Below are 20,384 nucleotides of genomic sequence, written 5' to 3' on the forward strand. Positions count from 1 at the left end.
GACGGCCAGGGACAAGGGAGGAAACATGGCACACGTGCAGATAAAGGTCGCCGCCACGACCCAGACGCTTCTGGTGGTTGATGATCGCCCTGAGAACCTTGCGGCCATGGAGGCCTTGCTTGACGAGGGTGACTGGCGGCTACGCTGCGTGGATTCCGGCGAGGCGGCATTGCAGTGCCTGCTGGAGGAAGATGTCGGACTGGTGCTGCTGGATGTGCAAATGCCGCACATGGACGGTTTTGAAGTGGCCCGTCTGATGCGCGGCAACCCGCGCACTCGCTACACCCCGATCATCTTCGTTTCTGCCATTGCGCAAACTCAGGATTCGGTGCTCAAGGGCTATGCCACCGGGGCGGTGGACTTTATGCTCAAGCCATTCGACCCCAGTGTGCTGCGCCACAAAATCCACGCTCTGCTTGAACACGAGCGCAACCGCAGCGAGTTGTTGCAACTCAGCCAGCAGCTGGACAGCGCACGCGCCTTCAATGCCTCGGTGCTGGATAACGCCGCCGAAGGCATCATGGTGGTGGGCGAGGACGGTCGCATCAGTTTCGCCAACCCGGCCATGGCGCGCATGCTCGATGGCTCCGTGAGTGATCTGGAAGGTAGCGAAATGCTTTCCTATCTGGTCACTCCCCAGGTGACCTGCGAGTGGCGTCTGTCCCAGTTCTATCAGCAGTGGCGGCGTGGCGAGGCCTACCGCCTGCACGATGCCAACCTGCGTACCCTGAGCGGTGGCCAGGTGCCGGTGGCGCTGTCCTGCTCGCCCTTGCCGCGTCTGCAACATGCCATGGTGGTCATGGCGCTGGACATGTCGGTGGTGCGCAACCTGCATCAGCAGTTGGAGTCGCAAGCCATCACCGATGCGCTGACGGGGCTGCTCAATCGTCGAGGGTTCTACCAGGCGCTGGACTCGGCGCTGGCGCGGATTGATCGCAGTGGCCAGCGCATGGCCGTGCTGTACCTTGATCTGGATGGCTTCAAGCGGATCAATGATTCTCTCGGTCACGATGCTGGCGACCAGTTGCTCAAACGTGTGGGGGAGCAACTCAAGACCAGCTTGCGCCCCTATGACAGCCTGGCGCGCATCGGCGGTGATGAGTTCACCGCACTGCTCGACAGCCTGGAGCACCCCGAGGATGCCGCGCGGATTGCCGAGAAGCTGATCGAGCAGGTCTCGGTGCGGCACACCATCGACGGCATGGACGTGACCCTGGGGGCGAGCGTTGGGATTGCCTGCTTCCCCGAGTGCGGACAGAACGTCGAGGGCCTGCTGCGCGCGGCGGATATGGCCATGTACGAGGCCAAGCGAGCAGGGCGTCAGCAGTACCGCTTCTTCTCGCCGGAAATGAATGGTCGTGCGCGTTCGCGGCTGATGCTTGAGGAAAGCCTGCGCAACGCCATCGACAATGATGACTTTGTGCTGGTCTACCAGCCGCAGATCTACCTCGACAGCGGACGCTTGCGCGGCTTTGAAGCCTTGCTGCGCTGGCAGCACCGGGTGGCCGGGACCGTGGCGCCGGGGGTGTTTATTCCGCTGCTGGAGGAAACCCGGCTGATCAACCGCCTGGGCAGCTGGATCTTTCAGGCCGGAGTCGAGCAGTGCCGGCAGATGAGCCAGCAGTACGGCAGTGATTTGGTGATCAGCCTAAATGTCAGCCCGGTGCAGTTCGGCATGCCGCAGTTGGTCGAGGACCTGCGTCGGGTGCTGGATGAACAGCAACTGGCCCCCCAGCAGCTGGAAGTGGAGGTCACCGAAAGTGCGCTGATGCAGGACCTGGACACCAGCCGCGAACAGCTGCGCCAGTTGCGCCAGCTGGGGGTGAAAATCGCCATCGATGACTTCGGCACCGGCTACTCGTCCCTGGCCTATCTGCGCCATTTTGAACTGGACACGCTGAAGATCGACCGCCTGTTTATCTCCAATATGCTCGACTCGCCGCGCGATGCGGCGGTGGTTAGCACCATCATCGACCTGGGCCGCAACCTGGGGTTGGAGGTGATCGCCGAGGGTGTGGAAACCATGGCCCAGCGCGATTGGTTGGCGGCGCATGACTGCGCAATCATGCAGGGCTTTCTGGTCGCGCCAGGGTTGAGCGTGGAACAGGCCAGGGCGTTTCCTGCGCAACTGGACTGGCACAACCTGCCACTGCGCAATGAAAAGCCCGCCGGTCTGTAAAGCGCCAGTAGGGTGCGCTATGCGCACCGCGAGGTTGCTGATAGGAACATCCGCAGCGTGTGGCTCATCCTATCCATCACTCGGCACCGCGCAGGCAAGTATCAGCGTGCGGGGAAACGCTGTTTCAACTCGTCAAGCTGTGCATCCTTGTCCAGCCACAACTGGTTGACCCACTGCTGGAACTGCAGGCGATAGGCTTCGTCCTGGTCGTAGTTGCCGCCGATGAATTCGGCGGGAATCTGCAACTCCTCGAAACGCACCACCACCTGATTAACTCGGCCACACAGCAGGTCCCAGAAGCCAGGGTTGCCCTGCGGGTAGTGGATGGTGACGTTGACCAGGCAGTGCAGTTGCTCACCCATGGCGTCGAGCACAAAGGCGATCCCGCCGGCCTTGGGTTTGAGCAGGTGCTTGAACGGCGACTGCTGCTGCGCGTGCTTGGCTGGCGACAGGCGCGTGCCTTCGAGGAAGTTGAATACCGATACCGGGTTGGTTTTGTAGCGTTCGCAGGCTTTACGCGTGGTGGCCAGGTCCTGACCGCGTTTTTCCGGGTGTTTGGCCAGGTATTCCTTGCTGAAGCGCTTCATGAACGGGAATTCCAGGGCCCACCAGCACAGGCCGATCACCGGCACCCAGATCAGTTCCTGCTTGAGGAAGAACTTCAACAGCGGCATGCGTCGGTTGAGCAGGTACTGCAGCACCAGAATGTCCACCCAGCTCTGGTGGTTGCTGGTGACCAGGTACGAATGCTGTTTATCGAAACCGCTCAGCCCTTCGACATCCCAGTGGGTCTGGCCGACCAGCTTCATCCAGAACTTGTTGGTGCTGATCCAGAACTCGGCAATGCCATGCATGACAAAGCGTAACCCCCGCTGGATCGGGGCAATCGGCAACAGCAGCTTGAGCAGCGCCACGGCGAACAGCGGCCAGCAGCAAATCAGGGTGTTCAGGGCGAGGAGCAAGCCGGCAAGCAGGCCGCGCAACGGAGCAGGCAGAAAATGCAGCATTGGGGCAGGTGCCTCCAGCAAATGGGGGCAGGCTGTCTGCGGCCACTGCTGTGGTGTTCAAGCGGCCTGATCCCCGATTTATCTACGCCTGCGGTTTTGTACCGCAGATCGGTCGGCGCACAGGTTAACGTCTGTACACCGAACTGCAACCCCCTCGAAACGCTGGTGATCGCTGCGTTTCGCGGATTTTTACCGCTGATCCATGGCCTGTGCGGCTTCTGCCGCCGCTTATTGCGGCAGATTGGCGGCCTGAATGGCGGTCAGGGCGATGGTGTAGACGATGTCGTCGACCAGAGCACCGCGTGACAGGTCGTTCACCGGCTTGCGCAGGCCTTGCAGCATGGGGCCGACGCTGACGCAATCGGCACTGCGTTGCACCGCTTTGTAGGTGGTGTTGCCGGTGTTCAGGTCGGGGAAGATGAACACCGTGGCGCGCCCGGCCACCGGGCTGTTGGGGGCCTTCTGCCGGCCGACGCTTTCGATGGCAGCGGCGTCATATTGCAGCGGCCCGTCGAGCAGCAGCTGGGGATCACTGGCTTTGGCCAGGCGCGTAGCTTCACGGACTTTCTCCACTTCTTCACCGCTGCCGGAGTCACCGGTGGAGTAGCTGAGCATCGCCACCCGTGGGGTGATGCCAAAAGCGCTGGCCGATGCTGCGCTTTGCAGGGCGATTTCCGCCAGCTCCACCGCGCTCGGGTCGGGGTTTACCGCGCAGTCGCCGTAGACCAGCACCTGGTCGGGCAGCAGCATGAAAAATACCGACGACACCAGCTTGTAGCCCGGCGCAGTCTTGATCAGCTGCAGGGCCGGGCGGATGGTATTGGCCGTGGTATTGATCGCCCCGGATACCAGGCCATCGACTTCGTCCAGGGCAAGCATCATGGTGCCTAGCACCACGGTGTCTTCCAGCTGCGCGGCAGCCATCGGCGCGTTCAGCCCCTTGCCTTTGCGCAGCTCGACCATGGGCGCCACATAACGCTCGCGGATCAGGTCCGGGTCGAGGATTTCCAGCCCTTCCGGCAGCTCGATGCCATGGACGCGCGCCACCGCGTGGACATCTTCCGGCTTGGCCAGCAGCACGCAGCGGGCAATCCCGCGCGCCTGGCAAATGGCTGCCGCCTGCACGGTACGCGGCTCGCTGCCTTCGGGCAGGACGATGCGCTTGTTTGCTGCCTTGGCGCGTTGCACCAGTTGGTAGCGAAACGCCGGCGGCGACATGCGCAGCTCGCGTGGCTGGCCGCAGCGGGCGAACAGCCACTCGTGATCGATATGACTGGCGACGAAGTCGGCAACCTTCTTCGCGCGCTCTTTGTCATCGACCGGGATTTCCTTGTTCAGTCGGTTGAGGTTGGTGGCGGTGTCGTAGGAGCCGGTGCTGACTGTCATCACTGGCAGGCCGCCCTGCAGGGCGCCACGGCACAGCTCCATGATCCGTGGGTCAGGGGCGAAGTCACTGCACAGCAGCAGCCCGGCCAGTGGCATGCCGTTCATCGCTGCCAGGCTGGCGGCGAGGATGATGTCGTCACGATCCCCCGGCGTCACCACCAGGGTACCGGGCTTGAGCAGCTGCACGGTGTTGGCCACGGCGCGGGCGCAGAGCACGATCTGCAGCATGCGCCGCTGTTCATAGTCACCGGCATTCAGCACCCGCGCGCCGAGCAGGTCGGCGATGTCGCGGGTGCGTGGCGCGTTCAGCTCGTCCTGCCAGGGGATGCAGCCCAGCAGGCGGAAATCATCAGTCTTGAGCAGTGGCGACAGCTCTTTCAGGCGGCTGGCGAACGCCTCGATGCCGTCGTCGCTGCGCACCTTGTTGAGGATCACCCCGAGCACTTTTTCGTCCTTCGGGCCGCCGAACAGCTGCGCCTGAATTTCCACCCGGTCACTCAGTTCGCTGAGGCTTTCCTGTTCCGGGGCGGAGACCAGAATCACCTCGGCATCCAGGCTCTTGGCTAGGTGAAAGTTGACCCGCGCGGCATAGCTGGCCTGGCGGGTCGGCACCATGCCTTCGACAATCACCACGTCTTTGCCTTCAGCGGCCTGCTGATAGAGGCTGATGATTTCCTCCAGCAGCTCATCCAGCTGGCCGTCGCCGAGCATGCGTTCAACATGGGCCAAGGGCAGTGGTTTAGGTGAGTGCAGGCCATGGGTGCGGGCAATCAGCTCGCTGGAGCGTTCGGGGCCCATGTCGCCCTGGTGCTGCTGGGCGATGGGTTTAAAAAAACCGACCTTGAGCCCCGAACGCTCCAGGGCGCCGACCAGACCCAGGCTGATCGAGGTCAGGCCGACACCGAAGCCGGTTGGGGCAATAAAAAAGGTGTGCATGGGGCTTCCTTTATAACTGGGGCGGGCATACCCGCGAAAATCGTGATGCTGGTCGCTTGTGATTCAGGTGTCGAGCAGGGCCAGGGTGTCGAGCGCGATCTGGCGCTCCTCGTTGGTTGGTATCACCATGACCCGTGGATGGCCCGCTGCCTGGATAGGGCCAGATGCGCCGCGCACGGTGCGGGCATTGGCCGGCTCGTCGAGGGCCAGGTTGAGCAGTTTCAGGTGGGCAACGGTCTTGCTGCGAATCAGTGCCGAGTTCTCGCCGATGCCACCGGTAAAGATAAGACCGTCAAGCTGTTGCAGAGCGCAGCTCATGGCCGCTAGGGATTTGGCCAGGCGGTAGCAGAACACTTCGATGGCCAGGGTGGCGCCGACATGCCCCTGTTCGCGGGCCTGCTCCAAGCTGCGCATGTCGTTAGACAGGCCAGACAGGCCCAACAGGCCGCTGTCTTTATTGAGCAGGGTTTCGATCTGCTCCAGGCTCCAGCCCAGGGTACGCGCCAGATGGCTGTGCAGGTTGGGGTCGACATCGCCGCTGCGCGTACCCATCACCACCCCCTCCAGCGGGGTCAGGCCCATGCTGGTGTCGCGGCTCTGGCCACCGACGATGGCGCAGGTCGAGCAGCCATTGCCCAGGTGGGCCACCAGCCAGCTGCTGGCATTCATCGGTAGGCTGGCCAGTTCGGCGGCGCGCTGGCTGACAAAGCGGTGACTGGTGCCGTGGAAGCCATAGCGGCGAACGCCGTGCTCGCGGTACAGGGCATCGGGCAGGGCGTAGCGGTAGGCATGCTCGGGCAGGGTCTGGTGAAACGCGGTGTCGAACACGGCCACCTGGGTCAGTTCAGGGAACAGCTTGATCGCCGCTTCGATACCCAGCAGGTTGGCCGGGTTGTGCAGCGGCGCCAGCGGTGCGGTGGCGCGAATCGCCGCCAGGCTTGCTGTATCCAGGCGACAGGCTGCGGTGAAATGCTCGCCGCCATGCACCACGCGATGCCCAATGCCGTGCAGCTGGCCATCTGCGGCGGTCTGCACCAGTGGCAGCACCTGAGCGAGGGCGGCGCGGTGGTCGGCATGAGGCAGGATCAGGCTGTCTTTAATCTCGCCCTGTTGCCAGTGAACTTGTGCATCCGGGCTACCCAGGCGTTCAGCCAGGCCGCTGAGGATAAAGGCATCTTGCGCTTCGTTGATCAGGGCAAACTTGATCGATGAGCTGCCGCAGTTGATCACCAGAATATTGCGTGCCGGCATTTACCGCTCCTTGTTCAAATCTTGATGCGGGGGCTCTGTGCCCGCCGCGCGTGCGTCATGTTCGGCGGCGCACCAGCCGCAGGCGAAGGCTTTGCCCAGCTGCGCCTGGCGCTGTTGGGCATCCAGCACCCACGCACGATTTTGCCAGGGTGGCTGGTGGCGCAGGTGCTGGGTATGGCCGCAGGACAATACTGCCACCCAATCGCCGTGCTCATCCTGACGAAAATCAAGCAGGCGCACGTAGACGGCGTCTGCCCGTCCGTCTGCACCCGGTTCGCTTTCGCGCGTGCCCTTGGGTAAACTTGCCCGCTCTTTATTTCCAAGCAAAGGTCTCGCCCCATGCTGATCGCCGCCAATAAGGCTGTCTCCATCGACTATACCCTGACTAACGATGCCGGTGAGGTGATCGACAGTTCCGCAGGCGGCGCGCCGCTGGTTTATCTGCACGGCGCCGGCAACATCATTGGCGGCCTGGAAAAGGCCCTGCTGGGCAAGCAGGTTGGCGACGAGCTGGATGTTTCCGTCGAGCCGGAAGATGCCTATGGCGAATACAGCGCTGAGCTGGTAGCCACCCTCAACCGTTCGATGTTCGAAGGTGTGGATGAGCTGGAAGTTGGCATGCAGTTCCACGCTTCCGGCCCGGACGGCGGCATGCAGATCGTGACTATCCGCGAACTGGACGGCGACGACGTAATCGTTGACGGGAACCACCCGCTGGCCGGCCAGCGTCTGAATTTCAAGGTCAAGGTTGTCAACGTGCGTGATGCCAGCGAAGAAGAAGTCGCGCATGGCCATATCCATGGCGAAGGCGGTCACCATCATTGATGGTTTAGCCTTATGTGGTAGCCGCGAGTCGACTTATGGTCGTATCAACCGCTGGTTCCACTGCTAAGCTGCAACAGAAGAAAGGCGCCTTCAGATAGGCGCCTTTTTTATGAGCCACCATCCTTGGCGGCTCAGCCAGCGGGCCGTCGCGGTGCGACGTTAAAAATGGCTCTTGGCCACTTTTTTGCCCGCTACACGTAATCTGTGTGTTCTCAAGGAGTTCGCCATGAGTGCCTTTCACGACCTCAACCTGCGTGCACTGGATGGCCAGGATTTGCCGCTGGCACCCTTCAAGGGGCAGGTGGTGCTGGTGGTCAATGTGGCCTCCAAGTGTGGCCTGACGCCTCAGTACGCCGGGCTTGAGCGGCTCTATCAGCAATACAAGGATCAGGGTTTCAGCGTGCTGGGGCTGCCGTGCAACCAGTTTGTCGAGCAGGAACCGGACAGTGAGGAGGCGATCCGTGCGTTTTGCAGCCTCAACTACGGTGTGACCTTCCCACTGGGCAGCAAGCTTGAGGTGAATGGGCCGGAGCGTCATCCGTTGTACCGTTTGCTGGCGGGCGAGGGTGCCGAGTTTCCGGGGGATATCACATGGAACTTCGAGAAATTTCTGGTGGGCCACGACGGCCGCGTGCTGGCGCGCTTCTCGCCGCGCACCACGCCGGATGATCCGGCGGTGATTCAGGCGATCGAAAAGGCGCTCGGTTAAGGCCATTTGCGCCAAGGCTGCGGACTAAGCCGGTACACGGCTTGTTCGTGGCTGGGCATCGCGGCTTAATCGGGCAACCTGCCGAGGATGCCTCCGATGAGCCTGTTTCCTGCTGATCCCGCCATTGCCCCTGCCACCCCCGCAGCACTGCGTAAGCTGATCGAGAGCCGCCGTGCGGTGCGCCGTTTTACCGCCGAAGCGGTGCCTGATGAGGTGGTGCGTGATTGCCTGGAGCTGGCGGTGCTCGCGCCCAATTCCTGCAACCTGCAGCCCTGGAGTTTTCAGGTGATTCGCGACCCGGCGCTGCTGGCGCGGCTGCACCCGGTGTGCATGAGCCAGAATGCCGCCAAGGCGCCGCTGATTATTGCGGTGCTGGCGCGTCCGGACACCTGGAAACAGGCTTGCCAGAACATCATCGACTACTGGCCGGAGCCTGAAGTGCCAGCGCGGATTCGCAGCTTCTACAACAAGACCGCACCCTTTCAGTACAACCAGGGCCCATTCGGTCTGTTTGGGCTGTTCAAACGTCAGCTGCTGCGGGTGGCTGCCTGGCGCAAACCGTTGATGCGCGCGCCTAACAGTAAGGCGCAGATGCGTATCTGGGCGGTGAAGTCCACCGCATTGGCGGCGCAGAACCTGATGCTGGCCTTCCAGAGCCATGGCTATGCCACTTGCCCGATGGAAGGCTTTGATGAAGTGCGCCTGCGCAAGACTCTGGATATTCCGCATCAGGCTTTACCTATCATGCTGCTGGCGGTGGGCAAGCAGGATGAGAAGGGTGTGTATAACCCGCGCCTGCGCTTTCCGTTGGAACAGCATGTGACGTGGTTATAGCCGTAGGTTGGGTCGGGGCGCGTAGCCAGAGGAGCAGCGCGACGAAGCCCAACCTTACACGCGAATGTCTGTTGGGCTTCGCTGCGCTCAACGCCAACCTACGTCGGCATAGCCAGCGCTAGAGAACGCCGGCCTTTTTCCAGGCCAGATAACTGCTCACCAGCTGCGGTCCCAGCTCGCTCGGGCGTGCATCGAGCACCGGCACCTTGTGGGCAATCAGGCGTTCATGCAGGCCAGCGCGGGCGTTCAGGTAGTCCAGGGTGCCGCAGTAGTCCAGGGCGCTGGAGAGGTCCTGCACCGGGGTGTGGCGCAGGGTATCCAGCACTTCTTCACGCAGGCTGGCGACCAGTACGCGGTGCTGGCGGCTAAGGCGTTTGACAGCGCCGAGCAGGGCCTGATCATCCTCATCCCGCAGGTTGGTCACCAGCACCACCAGGGCGCGACGGCGCTGACGGCTGAGCAGGTTTTCCACGGCGGCGGTGAAGTCCGCCGGCTGCTGGGTGCTGCGCAGGTCGTACAGCGCATTGAGCAACACATTCAGCTGCGCCTGGCCTTTGACCGGTGCCAGGAAGCGGTTCTGCTCGCCGGCAAAGGTCGACAGGCCGACCGCATCGCCCTGGCGCAATGCCACGTAGCTGAGCAGCAGCGAGGCGTTAAGGGCGTGATCGAAATGCGACAGCTCGCCGTCCTGGCTGCGCATGCGGCGGCCGCAGTCGAGCAGGAAGACGATCTGCTGGTCGCGCTCGTCCTGATACTCGCGGGCAATCGGTGTGCGTTTGCGCGCGGTGGCCTTCCAGTCGATCTGCCGCAGGGTGTCGCCGTCACGAAATTCGCGCAGTTGGTGAAATTCCTGACCCAGGCCGCGGCGTTGCTGCTGGCGTACGCCCAGCTGGCTGAGCCAGTCATCCACCGCCATCAGTTGCGCGCCGTACAGACGGGCGAAATCCGGGTAGACGCGGGTTTCACCAGCTACGGGCAGATAGCGCCGGGCGCGCCACAGGCCCATGGGGCTGGGCAGGCTGACTTCGCACTGCGGGAAGTGGAAATGCCCGCGCAGCAGTGGGCGCACGCGGTAACTGACCTGGGTCTGTTCGCCGGGGTGCAGATCAACCTTGAGCGGCAGGTGCTCGAAGGCCATATCGCCGGGCAGATGGTCGAACACCTCCACCTGCAGCGCACGGGTGTAATTGTGGTGCAGGCTCAGCCGCACATCACTCCAGCGCCCCAGCGGCAGGTTGCCGGGTAGCTGGCGTTCGATGCGCGGCGAAGGTACTTGGCGCAGCAGCAGGGCGTCGATCAGTGTCAGGCCGAGCAGCACCAGCAGCAGGCCCCAGTAAATCGGCGTGAAGCTGCGCGGCACGGCAACGCCCAGGGCGCTGCAGATACCCAGGGCGATACCGAGCACGAACAGACCGGCGAGCAGCGCCAGCAGTGCGCGTGAGGGCTTCATGCGGGAGCGCCTTTAAGTGCGGGCTTTTGCCAAGTACGGGTCATAGGCGCGGTGCCGGAACCTGGTCGAGCAGCTGTTGCAGCACCTGATCCACCGACAGGCCTTCGATATCCAGCTCCGGCGACAGCCGCACGCGGTGACGCAGTACAGCCAGGGCGCAGCCCTTGATGTCATCTGGCAGCACAAAATCGCCGCCGCGCAGCAGTGCACGGGCGCGGCCGCAGCGTACCAGGGCAATCGAAGCGCGTGGCCCGGCGCCGATGGCCAGGCCAGGCCAGGTACGGGTGGCACGGGCGATACGTACGGCGTAGTCGAGTACCTGCTCATCAATCGGCAGGTCGCTGGCAATCTTCTGCAACGCGAGTACATCGCGGGCCTGCAACAGGGTGCGCAGCGGGGTGACTTCAAGCATGTCGGCTTTGCTTGAGCGCGCCACCTGGCGAACCATGTTCAGCTCTTCGCTCTGCTCGGGGTAATCCATGCGCAGCTTGAGCATAAAACGGTCGAGCTCGGCTTCCGGCAGCGGGTAGGTACCCTCCTGCTCAATCGGGTTCTGCGTGGCCAGCACCATAAACGGCAGCGGCACATTCAGCGCGCGGCCTTCCAGGGTGACCTGGCGTTCCTGCATGACTTCCAGCAGCGCAGCCTGGGTCTTGGCCGGGGCGCGGTTGATTTCATCCGCCAGCAGCAGGTTCGTGAACACCGGGCCCTTGCGCAGCTTGAACTGCTCGCTCTGCAGGTCGTACACGGCGTGGCCGGTGACGTCGCTGGGCATCAGGTCCGGGGTGAACTGGATACGCGCGAACTCGCCGCCAAAGCAGCGCGCCAGGGCACGCACCAGCAGGGTCTTGCCGAGTCCGGGAACGCCTTCGACCAGCACATGGCCACCGGCGATTAGGGCGCTGAGCACGTCGTCGATCACCGTTGTCTGGCCGATCAGGGCTTTCTGCAGTTCACCACGCAGGGCCTGAGCCAGTTGGCTGGCGCGCTGGCGCTGCGCATTTGGATTGGCCGCTGCGGCTGCCGGGGCAGCTGGTGCTGAGGCCGGTACAGGCGTCTCGCTGGCCGCCGCTTCGACGGTTTCAGCGGCGACAGGGGCTGATTCGATCTCGCTGTCCGGCTGTTCGGGGGTGTGTTCGCTCGTCATAGGGCATTCCTGAGGGTTTGCAGGTTGGCGACCTGGCGGGTGAAGTCGGCGGCGGCCAGGCGCTGCTTGGGCAGCGGCCGCATGGCTTGGCTGATAACGCTGGATGGCTGGCGGGTCAGGCGGCTCAGCACCTGCCACTGCTCGGCCACGGCGAGGCGTTCGAAACCGGGGTGACGATGGCGGGCGCGGCGCTGGATGTCTTGTTGCAAGCCTTGCAGCAGGCTGTGCTGACCGTTGTGGCGCAGCAGAAAATCGGCACTGCCACGCAGGTGTTCCTGCAACTGCCGGCGATTGCGGCTGGCGGGCAACAGCAGCGGGCCTTGGCGCATGCCTAGGTGCCAAAGGCCGAATGCCAGCAACAGCGCGAGTGCAGCCAATGCCTGGGGGAAGTGTTCGAGCAGCAGGCTGAACAGATCATTGCGGTCAGCGCGGTAGAGCAGGGTGACCTGGCTGTCCTGGGTCATGTACCAGAGCAGCCAGGCGTTGTCGTATTCGCCGATGCTCTGGTTCTGCCAGATCCAGCTGTCGCTGACCACGCTGATCAGGCCGTCGCCATGGTAGAGCTGTAACAGATGGGTGGCGGCGTCGCTGTTGGCCCAGGCGTGGGCGCGGTTCTCGGAGTCGTAGAGGTGGAAGTCGGTGTCGAAGTTGAAGTAGGCCGGCGCCTCTTCGTTTTCCAGATACAGCTGGGTCAGTTCCGGGTAGGCATTGTCTGAACCTGTGGCTGCATCTGCCCCAGCTTCCGCTTCAGCCTGCGGCTCAGCTTCGGTCGTGTCCTCAGCCGAGGCGTCTGCTTCCGCTGCTTCGCTGGCATCTTCGTCGAGCTCTTCGCTCTCGTATTGCTGGATGCCCAGGCTGTCGAGCAGCAGATCGCCGCTTTTACCTTCTTCTTCATCCCACAGCCGCTCGGCAACAAACAGCAGGTGGCCGCCTTTGGCGGTCCAGGCCAGCAGGCGTTCGGCCTGTTTGGGTGTCATGCGGTTGCGGTCGCCGAGCAGCAGCAGGGTTTGCCCTGCGCTGGGCAGGTCCTTCATGACCTCTAGGCCATCGGCGCGTTGCACCTGCAGGCCCTGTTTGCGCAGGAAATGTTCGGCCGCGAGATAAGGGTTGGCCCGCGCCTCAGGATCGGGGCCGTGCTCGAGGGTTTCCTCATAGGGTGTGAGCTTGCCCAGCAGGTAGATGCCGAGCAGACCGAGTAGCAACAGCAGGCCGGCACCGAGAAGGAACTGGAGACGCCGGTTCATGCCTGCGCTCCTTGTTCGAACAGGCGTCGCCAGGCGTTACACAGGCCCTGTTTGAGTGCCGCTGGTGGCAGTCGATGGCCGTAGGCGAGGTTCTGCCAGTGGCGGGTCAGGGCCTGACTGAAGTGACTGAGGTCTTTCTGCTGCAACGCCTGCACCAGTTGCAGCACTTCGGCTTCGGTGTGCGAGCTTTTCAGCGGCAGGCGCTGTTCGTGCAGCATACGGCTGAGCAGGGCGCGGTAGAGCAAGCCGAGGGCAGCGCGTGGCTGTTCGTCCCAGAGCCGTTCCACTTCGCCGGGAATATCCGTCGGCAGGCTTTGTGGTGCCACTTCCAGGCCGAACAGCTGTTCCGGTGGTTGATAGGTGCGCCCCTGCGGTAAACGTAAGCGTCCGGCAAAGGCATTCAGCCAGTCGCGGTAACGCCACAGCAGCCAGGCGACCAGGCTGAACAGTAGCGCCCACAGCAGCACCTCGAAGAACAGTGCCACAGCATCGACGCTTTTCCAGAACTCGGTGAGTTTGAAGAACTTTTCCAGCAGTTCGAGCAGGGCCTTGGCGTCTTCTTCGCTCGGCTCCTTGGGTTCTTCGCCAAAGCGCCAGCGAGTGACGGTTTCGCGGTGTTCGAAAGGTGGCTGATCGAGCAGTTGGCCGATATTCTTTTGCGCTTCGGCACTGGTCAGCGGTTGTTTGAGCAGACGTTCTGCTTGCGGTCCTAGGGGGTCTTCAACCGGCAGCGGGCAGCTGTTTACGGACGTGGTGGCCATGGCGCTGCCCGGCATCTGCATTAGCAGTACGCCGCAGCCCAGCAACAGGGCATAGGCTACGCCCGTCAGGCGCTGGCGTAGCTGACGGAAGACCAGTTCGATATCCCAGGCTTCCAGGGCCGTGCGGCGGTTCAGGTAAAGGGTAAAGCCGCAGGCGACGTAGATCGGTTCCCAGAGAATCAGCAGCAGAACGTAGGTCAGGTTGGAAAGATGCTCCAGCCACAGCCATTCGCCCGACGCGGCATTCACCAAGCTGTCCCAGCTCCAGTCCAGCTCGACCTGTGCCGGCAGGAGCATGTAGAAGAAGCTGACGATGCCGAACCACAGCGCCATTTCCAGGTGTACGCCGACGATGGTGAGCCAGCTGGCGCCGCCGGCATCGCGTTGTCCGAGGACGATCAGGCGTTGGCTGCGCGCCTTGCCGGACAGTCCTTCCAGCTGCATCACCGGCAGATCGAAGCTGCGTGTGGGGCTTAGCCGACGCCAAGTCAAACTGGCCAGCAGTTGCGGTTTGAGCAGACCGGGCAGGGCCTTTAGCGCCTGTTTGAGGCTTGGTGTTGCGCCGAACAGGGCATGCGAGAGGATATACAGCGGCAGGCGCTCAAAGGCCGGTTTCAGCCACCAGAAAATCAGTATGGCGATGCTTGGGTAATCCCACAGCAGCAGGCATAGCAGGGCAAAGACCGGTACCGTTACCAGCGCCCAACTGAGCATCAACAGGCCGGCATGCTGCTTGGCGAGCAAGACGCCGAGGTCCATCGCTTCCCAGGCGCTACGCGGGCGTATGGCCACGCTGGCATCAGTCAGGCGCATGTGCACCTCGTCCGGCCAGCAGCAGATAGGCCAGCACCAGCAGCCAGAGTGCCGCGCCGACAGCATACTTGATGCTCGGGCTGGCCAGGCTCATGGAAGACCAGTAAGCCTCGATAAAGGCCGCCAGCAGGAGAAACACAATCACCCCGCCGATCAGCCGTACGCTGTGGCCGGCCGCTACTCGCAGGGCTTCACCACGTGGTAGACGTCCCGGTACCAGCAGTGCCCAGCCGAGTTTGAGACCGGCGGCACCAGCCAGGGCAATGGCGGTGAGTTCAAATGCGCCATGGCCGACGACGAACGACCAGAAGGTTTCGCCATAGCCGATCTGCGTCAGGTGACCGGCCACTGCGCCAATCATCAGGCCGTTGAACAGCAAGTAGAAGAGGCTGCCCAGGCCAAACAGCAAGCCGCTGGCAAAGGTCTGAAAGGCAATGCCGATATTGTTCATGATGTAGTAGCCGAACATCATCCAGTCATCACCGGAGTCGCGCTCGCTGAAGCGGCCGATGCGCCTGGCGTCGGGGTCATACATCTTCTCCATCTCGGCCACTTGGTCGGGCGGCATTACGCCGTAGACCAGGTCGGGGAAGTGATACACCAGTGTGCCCATCAGCAGCAGGCTGCCGAAGAACAGCAGGCCGGCGGTGACGACAAAGCGCCATTCGGCGCGAACCAAGCGTGGGAAGCCAGCCAGGATAAACCCGAGCAGCTGTGCCCCCAGCGGGCTGCGGTGGCGATAGAACTGCTGGTGGCCACGCATGGCCAGTTGTTGCAGCTGCTCGATCAGGTGGCTGCTGTAACCGCGGCTCTGCGCCAGTGCCAGGTGTTGGCACAAGCGCCGGTAAGAGGCCGCAAAACCTTTGCACTGCTGGCTGTCGGCCTTGCCGCGCTCAAGGCTTTCGAGTTGGCTGGTAAAGGCTTGCCATTCGGCCTGGTGCTGGTACTCAAACAGGCTCTGTTTCATGTCGGCCCCAACAAGCCACGGGCGATGCCGTTGATCTGTTGTTCGGCCTGTGCCGCTGGCACCTGCAGAGGTTCTGCAAGGATGCTCGCCAGTTCCTGGCGACGTGCGCTGGACAGGTTTTGTGCGCGCTCGGCAAAACCAAGCAGGGCGCGTTGTTCATTAAGACTCAGGCTGAACGGTGCCCGCAGGGCGTCTGCCGGCGGCAGTTCGGGAGCGGCTGGCGTGCTGTCGCGGTAGACCACTAGGGTGCCGGCGGCGATATCGCCCAGGCGTTTGAATGCAGCGTGATTCAGACAGCTGAGGACTCCCAGGGTGTAACCAAAAGGCAGGATGTCGACGAAGCGCAGCAGGTTGCGGGTCAATGAAGCAGCCCAACCCACTGGTGTGCCATCGTCATGCACTACCCGCAGTCCCATCATCTGCTTGCCGGGCGAACGGCCCTGGTTGAGCACCTCAAACAACACCATGTACCACCAGGTCACCAGAAACAGCAGGATGGTGCCCAGACCCATGCCGAATTGGCCGAGTAGCGCCAGTACGGTGAACAGCGCACCTAGCAGCGCACCGCGAATCAGCAGGTCGATGGCGAAAGCCAGGGAGCGTGGCACTACGCCTGCCGGGCGCAGGATCAGGTCGATGCCTTCCGGTGTTTCCACCTGATAACGGGTATCCAGCAGCGGGCGGGCAGCGGCTGAATCGGGGGGGGGCGTGAGCGGCATCGGCAGACTGCGTCGAGGAAAGCCCGATGCTAGCCAGCAGCAGGCAGGGAAGCAACCGGCTCAATCGCTTGAGCCGGTAAGCACGGCGTTAATTTATTGCGGTACCGGTAGTACGCCGAAGATGGTGCGATAGAGCACACCGATAGCAATGGTGAACAACGGGATGGTCCAGACCAGGCCGATGCCCAGCGGGATGGCGCTGATACCAGTGATCAGGCCAAGTAGCAGAAACAGGCCGAAGACCTTGAACCAGTGTTGGCTAATCGCCTTGCGCGAGGCTTCCAGGGCTTGCCAGGGGCTAAGACCGCGCTCGACCACCAGAGGAATGGCCAGCATGTAGGCGATGGCCAGATACAGGCCGGGAATGATCAGCAGGATCATGCCGAGGTAGATCAACACCATGCTGATAATGGCGGTGATCACCAGCGGTACAGTGCGGCCGAAGTGGCTGAAGATGTCGTTGAAACTGATCGGCTGGTCGGCGGCGCGACGGATGCCGACCATGTTGATCCCGGCCATAAAGGGGTAGGCCAGCGCCGAGGCGAAAATGCCGACGACCATTTCGACCACGACACTCAGCATTGGGCTCTCACTGACCATTCCCAGGATGCCGAAGAAGCCGCCAATCAGAAAGGATGCGACGAGGAGTACAGCGTAGAACACCAGAAAGCCACCGATGATGATTCCTTTGGTGCCTTTTACCCGTTGCCAGGCTTCGCTGAGCAGGTCGCCGATGGTGAAGTCATAACCGCGACTCAGGGCTTCTTCAATGCTGGGTACCTGACTATCGCGGGGCGTTTCCTGCAAGGCACTGGCGGGGGCGGCATAGGGATTGCTGGAGCTGATATCACTCATGGGGCGTCCTTGATCATGGAGTGGTGGCTGACGTTGCACACTTTAGTCGGCGGCCAGACGCCCGACAAGGCGCGCCGGGTGCTGCGGGCGTGAGCTGGTGCAAGGTTCTGCGTTTGAATGTGCGGCAGCAGCAGGGTGTTAGACTGCCAGCGCCCCAGCATCAGGATGCCACTGTGACTTCCAGCCTTTTTTGGTACGACTACGAAACCACAGGTATTGACCCGCGCCGCGACCGCCCGCTGCAGGTTGCCGGAATCCGTACCGATGAACAGTTCAATGAAATCGGCGAGCCGCTGAATATCTACTGTCAGCCCAGTGACGACATCCTGCCGCATCCGGCTGCGTGTCTGGTGACTGGCATTACCCCGAGCATCCTGGCGCAGCGTGGGCTGGATGAGGCCGAATTTATGAGCCGCGTGCATGCCGAGCTGTCGCAGCCAGGCACATGTGGAGTGGGCTACAACAGCCTGCGTTTCGACGATGAAGTGACGCGCTACAGCCTGTACCGTAACTTCTATGACCCCTATGCCCGTGAGTGGCAAGGGGGCAACAGCCGTTGGGATCTGATTGATCTGGTGCGTACGGCTTATGCGTTACGTCCGGAAGGCATCGTTTGGCCCGAAGAGGACGGGCGGGTGACGCTCAAACTGGAGCGCCTGACCGCTGCCAATGGTATTGAGCATGGCCAGGCCCACGATGCGTTATCCGATGTGCGGGCGACCATTGCTCTGGCGCGCTTGCTGCGTAGTAAACAACCCAAGCTGTACGACTACCTGTATCAACTGCGCAGCAAGCAGCGCGTGCAGGATCAAATACGCTTGTTGCAGCCACTGGTACATATCTCCGGACGTTACGCCGGCGCGCGTCACTACCTGGCGGTGGTTTTGCCCCTGGCCTGGCACCCGCGCAATCGTAATGCACTGATTGTCTGTGATCTGCAGGCCGACTGCGCACCGTTACTCAATGAGTCCGCCGAAACGTTGCGTACGCGCCTTTACACACGCCGCGAACAGTTGGCTGAGGGTGAATTACCAGTGCCGCTGAAGTTGCTGCATATCAACCGCTGTCCGGTTGTGGCGCCCATGAATGTATTGCGTGCGCAGGATATTCAGCGGCTGCAACTGGATCTTCCTGCGTATCAGGCGCAGGCCGAGCAGTTACAGGTTAATACGGCGGTTTGGCAGAACAAACTGGTGCAGGTATATGGCGAAGAACAATTCGCGCCGAACGAAGATCCTGAGCAGCAGTTGTACGATGGTTTTATTGGTGACCGTGACCGGCGTTTGTGCGAACAGGTGCGGCGTGCCGAGCCACAGCGTCTGGCTGATACAGCCTGGGCATTTGATGATGGGCGTTTGCCTGAGTTGCTGTTTCGTTACCGTGCGCGCAACTTTCCCGCGACCTTGAATGCTGATGAGCAGCAGCGTTGGAGAGCATTTTGCCAACAGCGCCTGAGTCATCCGCACTATGGTGCACCCAATACCCTTGAACAATTTGAGCAAGCGCTGGTTGATGCGCTGGCCGGAGTGGATGCCGCGCAGCATGCAGTATTACTGGAGTGGCGTGAATATGCCGAGCGCCTGCGCCAGCAATATGCCCTCTGATATGTAAGGGTAATAGTGCGCTATTGCTATGCGATGTGCCTGTGCCGATAACAGTGCATGTATAGCGTGGCGCGAAGAGCGGCTGCCATGAATGGCCGATCATAAAAAACGCCAGCAAAGCTGGCGTTTTTAGGTGTGGCAAATGTGGCGTGTGCGGCTTAGCCCAGCAGGGTAGCCCAGCCTTCAACAACGTCACCGCCCCACTTGGCTTTCCACTCTTTTAGCGTTTTGTGGTTGCCGCCTTTGGTTTCGATAACTTCGCCAGTGTTCGGGTTTTTATACTGCTTAACTTTGCGGGCACGCTTGCTGCCAGCAGGTTTGGCGGCACGAGTGGCTTTGCTGCTTTTGGCTTCTGGGTCAAACATGGCAATGATGTCGCGCAGGGACTTCTGATATTCGCCCATCAGTGCGCGCAGTTTGCCTTCGAACTCCAGTTCTTTTTTCAGCTTGTCGTCTTGCGACAGATTTTTCAGGCGCTCTTGCAGCTCTTTGATGGCTTCTTCGGTGGCGCGGTATTCGTTGATCAACGACATGTGAGTTACCTGTATTCGGGGTTGACGATAAAGTGATAGCAATAGTAGTCAGGCACTTTTCACAAGTAAACCGCTTTATCGGTATTTTTTATGAATTGTATTGTTAAGTAATGCGTACGCGCTGGAATAATTCTGCAGTGCTGATTGTTTTCGCTCATGCGGATTAGTTTGTAGCGACGTTTACTTGCAGTTCTTTACATATGCCGGGCACTGCGTGGTGCCACAGCGGCCTTGGCGGGTACTGCAGTTTTTCTGCGCAGTGACTAGAATGGCCGACTTTATTTGCGTGCTGGAGCCGCTGATGCGTACTTTTCGATTGGTCATTGCCTGCCCGGATCGGGTTGGTATCGTGGCCAAGGTCAGTAATTTTCTGGCCACTTATAACGGCTGGATTACTGAAGCGAGCCACCATTCGGATAATCAGAGTGGCTGGTTCTTTATGCGCCACGAGATTCGCGCCGATTCCTTGCCCTTTGATCTGGATGGTTTTCGCCAGGCTTTTGCGCCGATTGCTCGCGAGTTCTCCATGGAGTGGCGAGTAACCGACTCCGCGCAGAAAAAGCGTGTGGTGCTGATGGCCAGTCGCGAATCACATTGCCTGGCTGATCTGTTGCATCGCTGGCACAGCGATGAACTCGATTGCGATATCCCTTGCGTGATCTCCAACCATGATGACCTGCGTAGCATGGTCGAGTGGCATGACATTCCGTATTTCCATGTGCCGGTTGATCCGCAGAACAAACAGGCGGCGTTTGATGAGGTCGAGCGGCTGGTCAAGGCACACGATGCCGATGTGATTGTTCTGGCGCGTTACATGCAAATTCTCCCCGCGCAGTTGTGCGCCGAGTTTTCCCAGCGGGTGATCAACATTCACCACAGCTTCCTGCCGTCCTTCGTTGGTGCCAAGCCCTACCATCAGGCCTCGCTGCGTGGGGTCAAACTCATCGGTGCAACCTCGCACTATGTCACCGAGGAACTGGACGCCGGGCCGATCATTGAGCAGGACGTGGTACGCGTCAGTCACCGCGACAGTATCGAGGAGATGGTGCGCCTGGGTAAGGATGTCGAGAAGATGGTGTTGTCCCGTGGTCTACGCTATCACTTGGAAGACCGAGTGCTGGTGCACGACAACAAGACCGTAGTATTCGACTGAGGTGCAGGCTG

Annotated in this window: 18 protein-coding genes; 6 read left to right on the top strand and 12 right to left on the bottom strand. The window is 61.4% G+C overall.

Going from position 1 to position 20,384, the window contains the following annotated elements:
* Positions 1–25: 25 nt before the first annotated feature.
* Entirely contained in the window at positions 26–2,179 is a 2,154-nt protein-coding gene (locus ACSQ17_RS15020) for a putative bifunctional diguanylate cyclase/phosphodiesterase (RefSeq protein ID WP_436069464.1), read from the top strand.
* A gap of 101 nt (positions 2,180–2,280) precedes the next feature.
* Here the strand turns inward: ACSQ17_RS15020 and ACSQ17_RS15025 are convergent, their stop codons facing one another.
* The 4 genes from ACSQ17_RS15025 to ACSQ17_RS15040 all read right to left on the bottom strand — a co-directional run bounded on the left by ACSQ17_RS15025 (position 2,281) and on the right by ACSQ17_RS15040 (position 7,086).
* The gene (locus ACSQ17_RS15025) at positions 2,281–3,186 is read right to left on the bottom strand and encodes an acyltransferase (protein ID WP_436069465.1); all 906 of its coding nucleotides are present in this window, start codon (positions 3,184–3,186) and stop codon (positions 2,281–2,283) included.
* 228 nt (positions 3,187–3,414) lie between these two features.
* On the bottom strand, positions 3,415–5,508 hold the full coding sequence (pta, locus tag ACSQ17_RS15030) for a phosphate acetyltransferase (RefSeq protein WP_436069466.1): 2,094 nt from the start codon (positions 5,506–5,508) through the stop codon (positions 3,415–3,417).
* A 63-nt stretch (positions 5,509–5,571) separates the two neighbouring features.
* Positions 5,572–6,759, bottom strand: a complete 1,188-nt coding sequence (locus ACSQ17_RS15035; protein WP_436069467.1) for an acetate kinase — start codon at positions 6,757–6,759, stop codon at positions 5,572–5,574.
* Positions 6,760–7,086 (bottom strand): DUF3565 domain-containing protein, encoded by a 327-nt coding sequence (locus tag ACSQ17_RS15040; protein WP_436069468.1) that lies wholly within the window; start codon positions 7,084–7,086, stop codon positions 6,760–6,762.
* Positions 7,087–7,098: 12 nt separating this feature from the next.
* Between ACSQ17_RS15040 and ACSQ17_RS15045 the strand changes: the two genes are divergently transcribed.
* From ACSQ17_RS15045 to ACSQ17_RS15055, 3 genes are all read left to right on the top strand, one after another.
* On the top strand, positions 7,099–7,584 hold the full coding sequence (locus tag ACSQ17_RS15045; RefSeq protein ID WP_233683837.1) for an FKBP-type peptidyl-prolyl cis-trans isomerase: 486 nt from the start codon (positions 7,099–7,101) through the stop codon (positions 7,582–7,584).
* 226 nt (positions 7,585–7,810) lie between these two features.
* Positions 7,811–8,293, top strand: coding sequence for a glutathione peroxidase (locus tag ACSQ17_RS15050; protein ID WP_436069469.1), 483 nt, complete (start codon positions 7,811–7,813; stop codon positions 8,291–8,293).
* 96 nt (positions 8,294–8,389) lie between these two features.
* Complete coding sequence (locus ACSQ17_RS15055; protein WP_436069470.1) at positions 8,390–9,127, top strand: nitroreductase family protein; 738 nt, start codon at positions 8,390–8,392, stop codon at positions 9,125–9,127.
* A 118-nt stretch (positions 9,128–9,245) separates the two neighbouring features.
* Here ACSQ17_RS15055 and ACSQ17_RS15060 read toward each other — a convergent pair whose 3' ends face one another.
* The 7 genes from ACSQ17_RS15060 to ACSQ17_RS15090 form a co-directional block, all read right to left on the bottom strand.
* Positions 9,246–10,577: a DUF58 domain-containing protein gene (locus ACSQ17_RS15060; protein WP_436069471.1), complete on the bottom strand. Its 1,332-nt coding sequence runs from the start codon at positions 10,575–10,577 to the stop codon at positions 9,246–9,248.
* A 40-nt stretch (positions 10,578–10,617) separates the two neighbouring features.
* Entirely contained in the window at positions 10,618–11,724 is a 1,107-nt protein-coding gene (locus tag ACSQ17_RS15065; RefSeq protein ID WP_392540692.1) for an AAA family ATPase, read from the bottom strand.
* Positions 11,721–12,968 carry a DUF4350 domain-containing protein gene (locus tag ACSQ17_RS15070; protein WP_436069472.1) on the bottom strand — a complete coding sequence of 416 codons (1,248 nt, stop codon included), beginning with the start codon at positions 12,966–12,968 and terminating at the stop codon, positions 11,721–11,723. Before ACSQ17_RS15070 ends, ACSQ17_RS15065 begins: the two co-directional genes overlap by 4 nt.
* A complete protein-coding gene (locus tag ACSQ17_RS15075; RefSeq protein WP_436069473.1) occupies positions 12,965–14,542 on the bottom strand; it encodes a DUF4129 domain-containing protein in 1,578 nt (525 codons plus the stop codon). Before ACSQ17_RS15075 ends, ACSQ17_RS15070 begins: the two co-directional genes overlap by 4 nt.
* On the bottom strand, positions 14,529–15,509 hold the full coding sequence (locus ACSQ17_RS15080) for a stage II sporulation protein M (protein WP_436069474.1): 981 nt from the start codon (positions 15,507–15,509) through the stop codon (positions 14,529–14,531). Before ACSQ17_RS15080 ends, ACSQ17_RS15075 begins: the two co-directional genes overlap by 14 nt.
* A complete protein-coding gene (locus ACSQ17_RS15085) occupies positions 15,506–16,228 on the bottom strand; it encodes an RDD family protein (protein WP_436069475.1) in 723 nt (240 codons plus the stop codon). Before ACSQ17_RS15085 ends, ACSQ17_RS15080 begins: the two co-directional genes overlap by 4 nt.
* A 93-nt stretch (positions 16,229–16,321) precedes the next feature.
* Positions 16,322–17,083, bottom strand: coding sequence for a hypothetical protein (locus ACSQ17_RS15090; RefSeq protein WP_436069476.1), 762 nt, complete (start codon positions 17,081–17,083; stop codon positions 16,322–16,324).
* Between the two features lie 173 nt (positions 17,084–17,256).
* Between ACSQ17_RS15090 and sbcB the strand changes: the two genes are divergently transcribed.
* On the top strand, positions 17,257–18,687 hold the full coding sequence (sbcB, locus tag ACSQ17_RS15095; RefSeq protein ID WP_436069477.1) for an exodeoxyribonuclease I: 1,431 nt from the start codon (positions 17,257–17,259) through the stop codon (positions 18,685–18,687).
* Positions 18,688–18,845: 158 nt separating this feature from the next.
* Here the strand turns inward: sbcB and mvaT are convergent, their stop codons facing one another.
* Positions 18,846–19,220, bottom strand: coding sequence for a histone-like nucleoid-structuring protein MvaT (gene mvaT / locus ACSQ17_RS15100; RefSeq protein WP_233683848.1), 375 nt, complete (start codon positions 19,218–19,220; stop codon positions 18,846–18,848).
* Positions 19,221–19,521: 301 nt separating this feature from the next.
* Between mvaT and purU the strand changes: the two genes are divergently transcribed.
* A complete protein-coding gene (gene purU / locus ACSQ17_RS15105; RefSeq protein WP_436069478.1) occupies positions 19,522–20,373 on the top strand; it encodes a formyltetrahydrofolate deformylase in 852 nt (283 codons plus the stop codon).
* Positions 20,374–20,384: the final 11 nt, after the last annotated feature.

It is taken from the genome of Pseudomonas sp. LjRoot71, from assembly GCF_964253255.1.
In the GTDB taxonomy this organism is placed as follows: domain Bacteria; phylum Pseudomonadota; class Gammaproteobacteria; order Pseudomonadales; family Pseudomonadaceae; genus Aquipseudomonas.

Bases quoted from the DNA above. Each gene is read 5' to 3' on its own strand.
- ACSQ17_RS15020 (WP_436069464.1), top strand. From the start codon at position 26: ATGGCACACGTGCAGATAAAGGTCGCCGCCACGACCCAGACGCTTCTG.
- ACSQ17_RS15025 (WP_436069465.1), bottom strand. From the start codon at position 3,186: ATGCTGCATTTTCTGCCTGCTCCGTTGCGCGGCCTGCTTGCCGGCTTG.
- pta (WP_436069466.1), bottom strand. From the start codon at position 5,508: ATGCACACCTTTTTTATTGCCCCAACCGGCTTCGGTGTCGGCCTGACC.
- ACSQ17_RS15035 (WP_436069467.1), bottom strand. From the start codon at position 6,759: ATGCCGGCACGCAATATTCTGGTGATCAACTGCGGCAGCTCATCGATC.
- ACSQ17_RS15045 (WP_233683837.1), top strand. From the start codon at position 7,099: ATGCTGATCGCCGCCAATAAGGCTGTCTCCATCGACTATACCCTGACT.
- ACSQ17_RS15050 (WP_436069469.1), top strand. From the start codon at position 7,811: ATGAGTGCCTTTCACGACCTCAACCTGCGTGCACTGGATGGCCAGGAT.
- ACSQ17_RS15055 (WP_436069470.1), top strand. From the start codon at position 8,390: ATGAGCCTGTTTCCTGCTGATCCCGCCATTGCCCCTGCCACCCCCGCA.
- ACSQ17_RS15060 (WP_436069471.1), bottom strand. From the start codon at position 10,577: ATGAAGCCCTCACGCGCACTGCTGGCGCTGCTCGCCGGTCTGTTCGTG.
- ACSQ17_RS15065 (WP_392540692.1), bottom strand. From the start codon at position 11,724: ATGACGAGCGAACACACCCCCGAACAGCCGGACAGCGAGATCGAATCA.
- ACSQ17_RS15070 (WP_436069472.1), bottom strand. From the start codon at position 12,968: ATGAACCGGCGTCTCCAGTTCCTTCTCGGTGCCGGCCTGCTGTTGCTA.
- ACSQ17_RS15075 (WP_436069473.1), bottom strand. From the start codon at position 14,542: ATGCGCCTGACTGATGCCAGCGTGGCCATACGCCCGCGTAGCGCCTGG.
- ACSQ17_RS15080 (WP_436069474.1), bottom strand. From the start codon at position 15,509: ATGAAACAGAGCCTGTTTGAGTACCAGCACCAGGCCGAATGGCAAGCC.
- ACSQ17_RS15085 (WP_436069475.1), bottom strand. From the start codon at position 16,228: ATGCCGCTCACGCCCCCCCCCGATTCAGCCGCTGCCCGCCCGCTGCTG.
- ACSQ17_RS15090 (WP_436069476.1), bottom strand. From the start codon at position 17,083: ATGAGTGATATCAGCTCCAGCAATCCCTATGCCGCCCCCGCCAGTGCC.
- mvaT (WP_233683848.1), bottom strand. From the start codon at position 19,220: ATGTCGTTGATCAACGAATACCGCGCCACCGAAGAAGCCATCAAAGAG.
- purU (WP_436069478.1), top strand. From the start codon at position 19,522: ATGCGTACTTTTCGATTGGTCATTGCCTGCCCGGATCGGGTTGGTATC.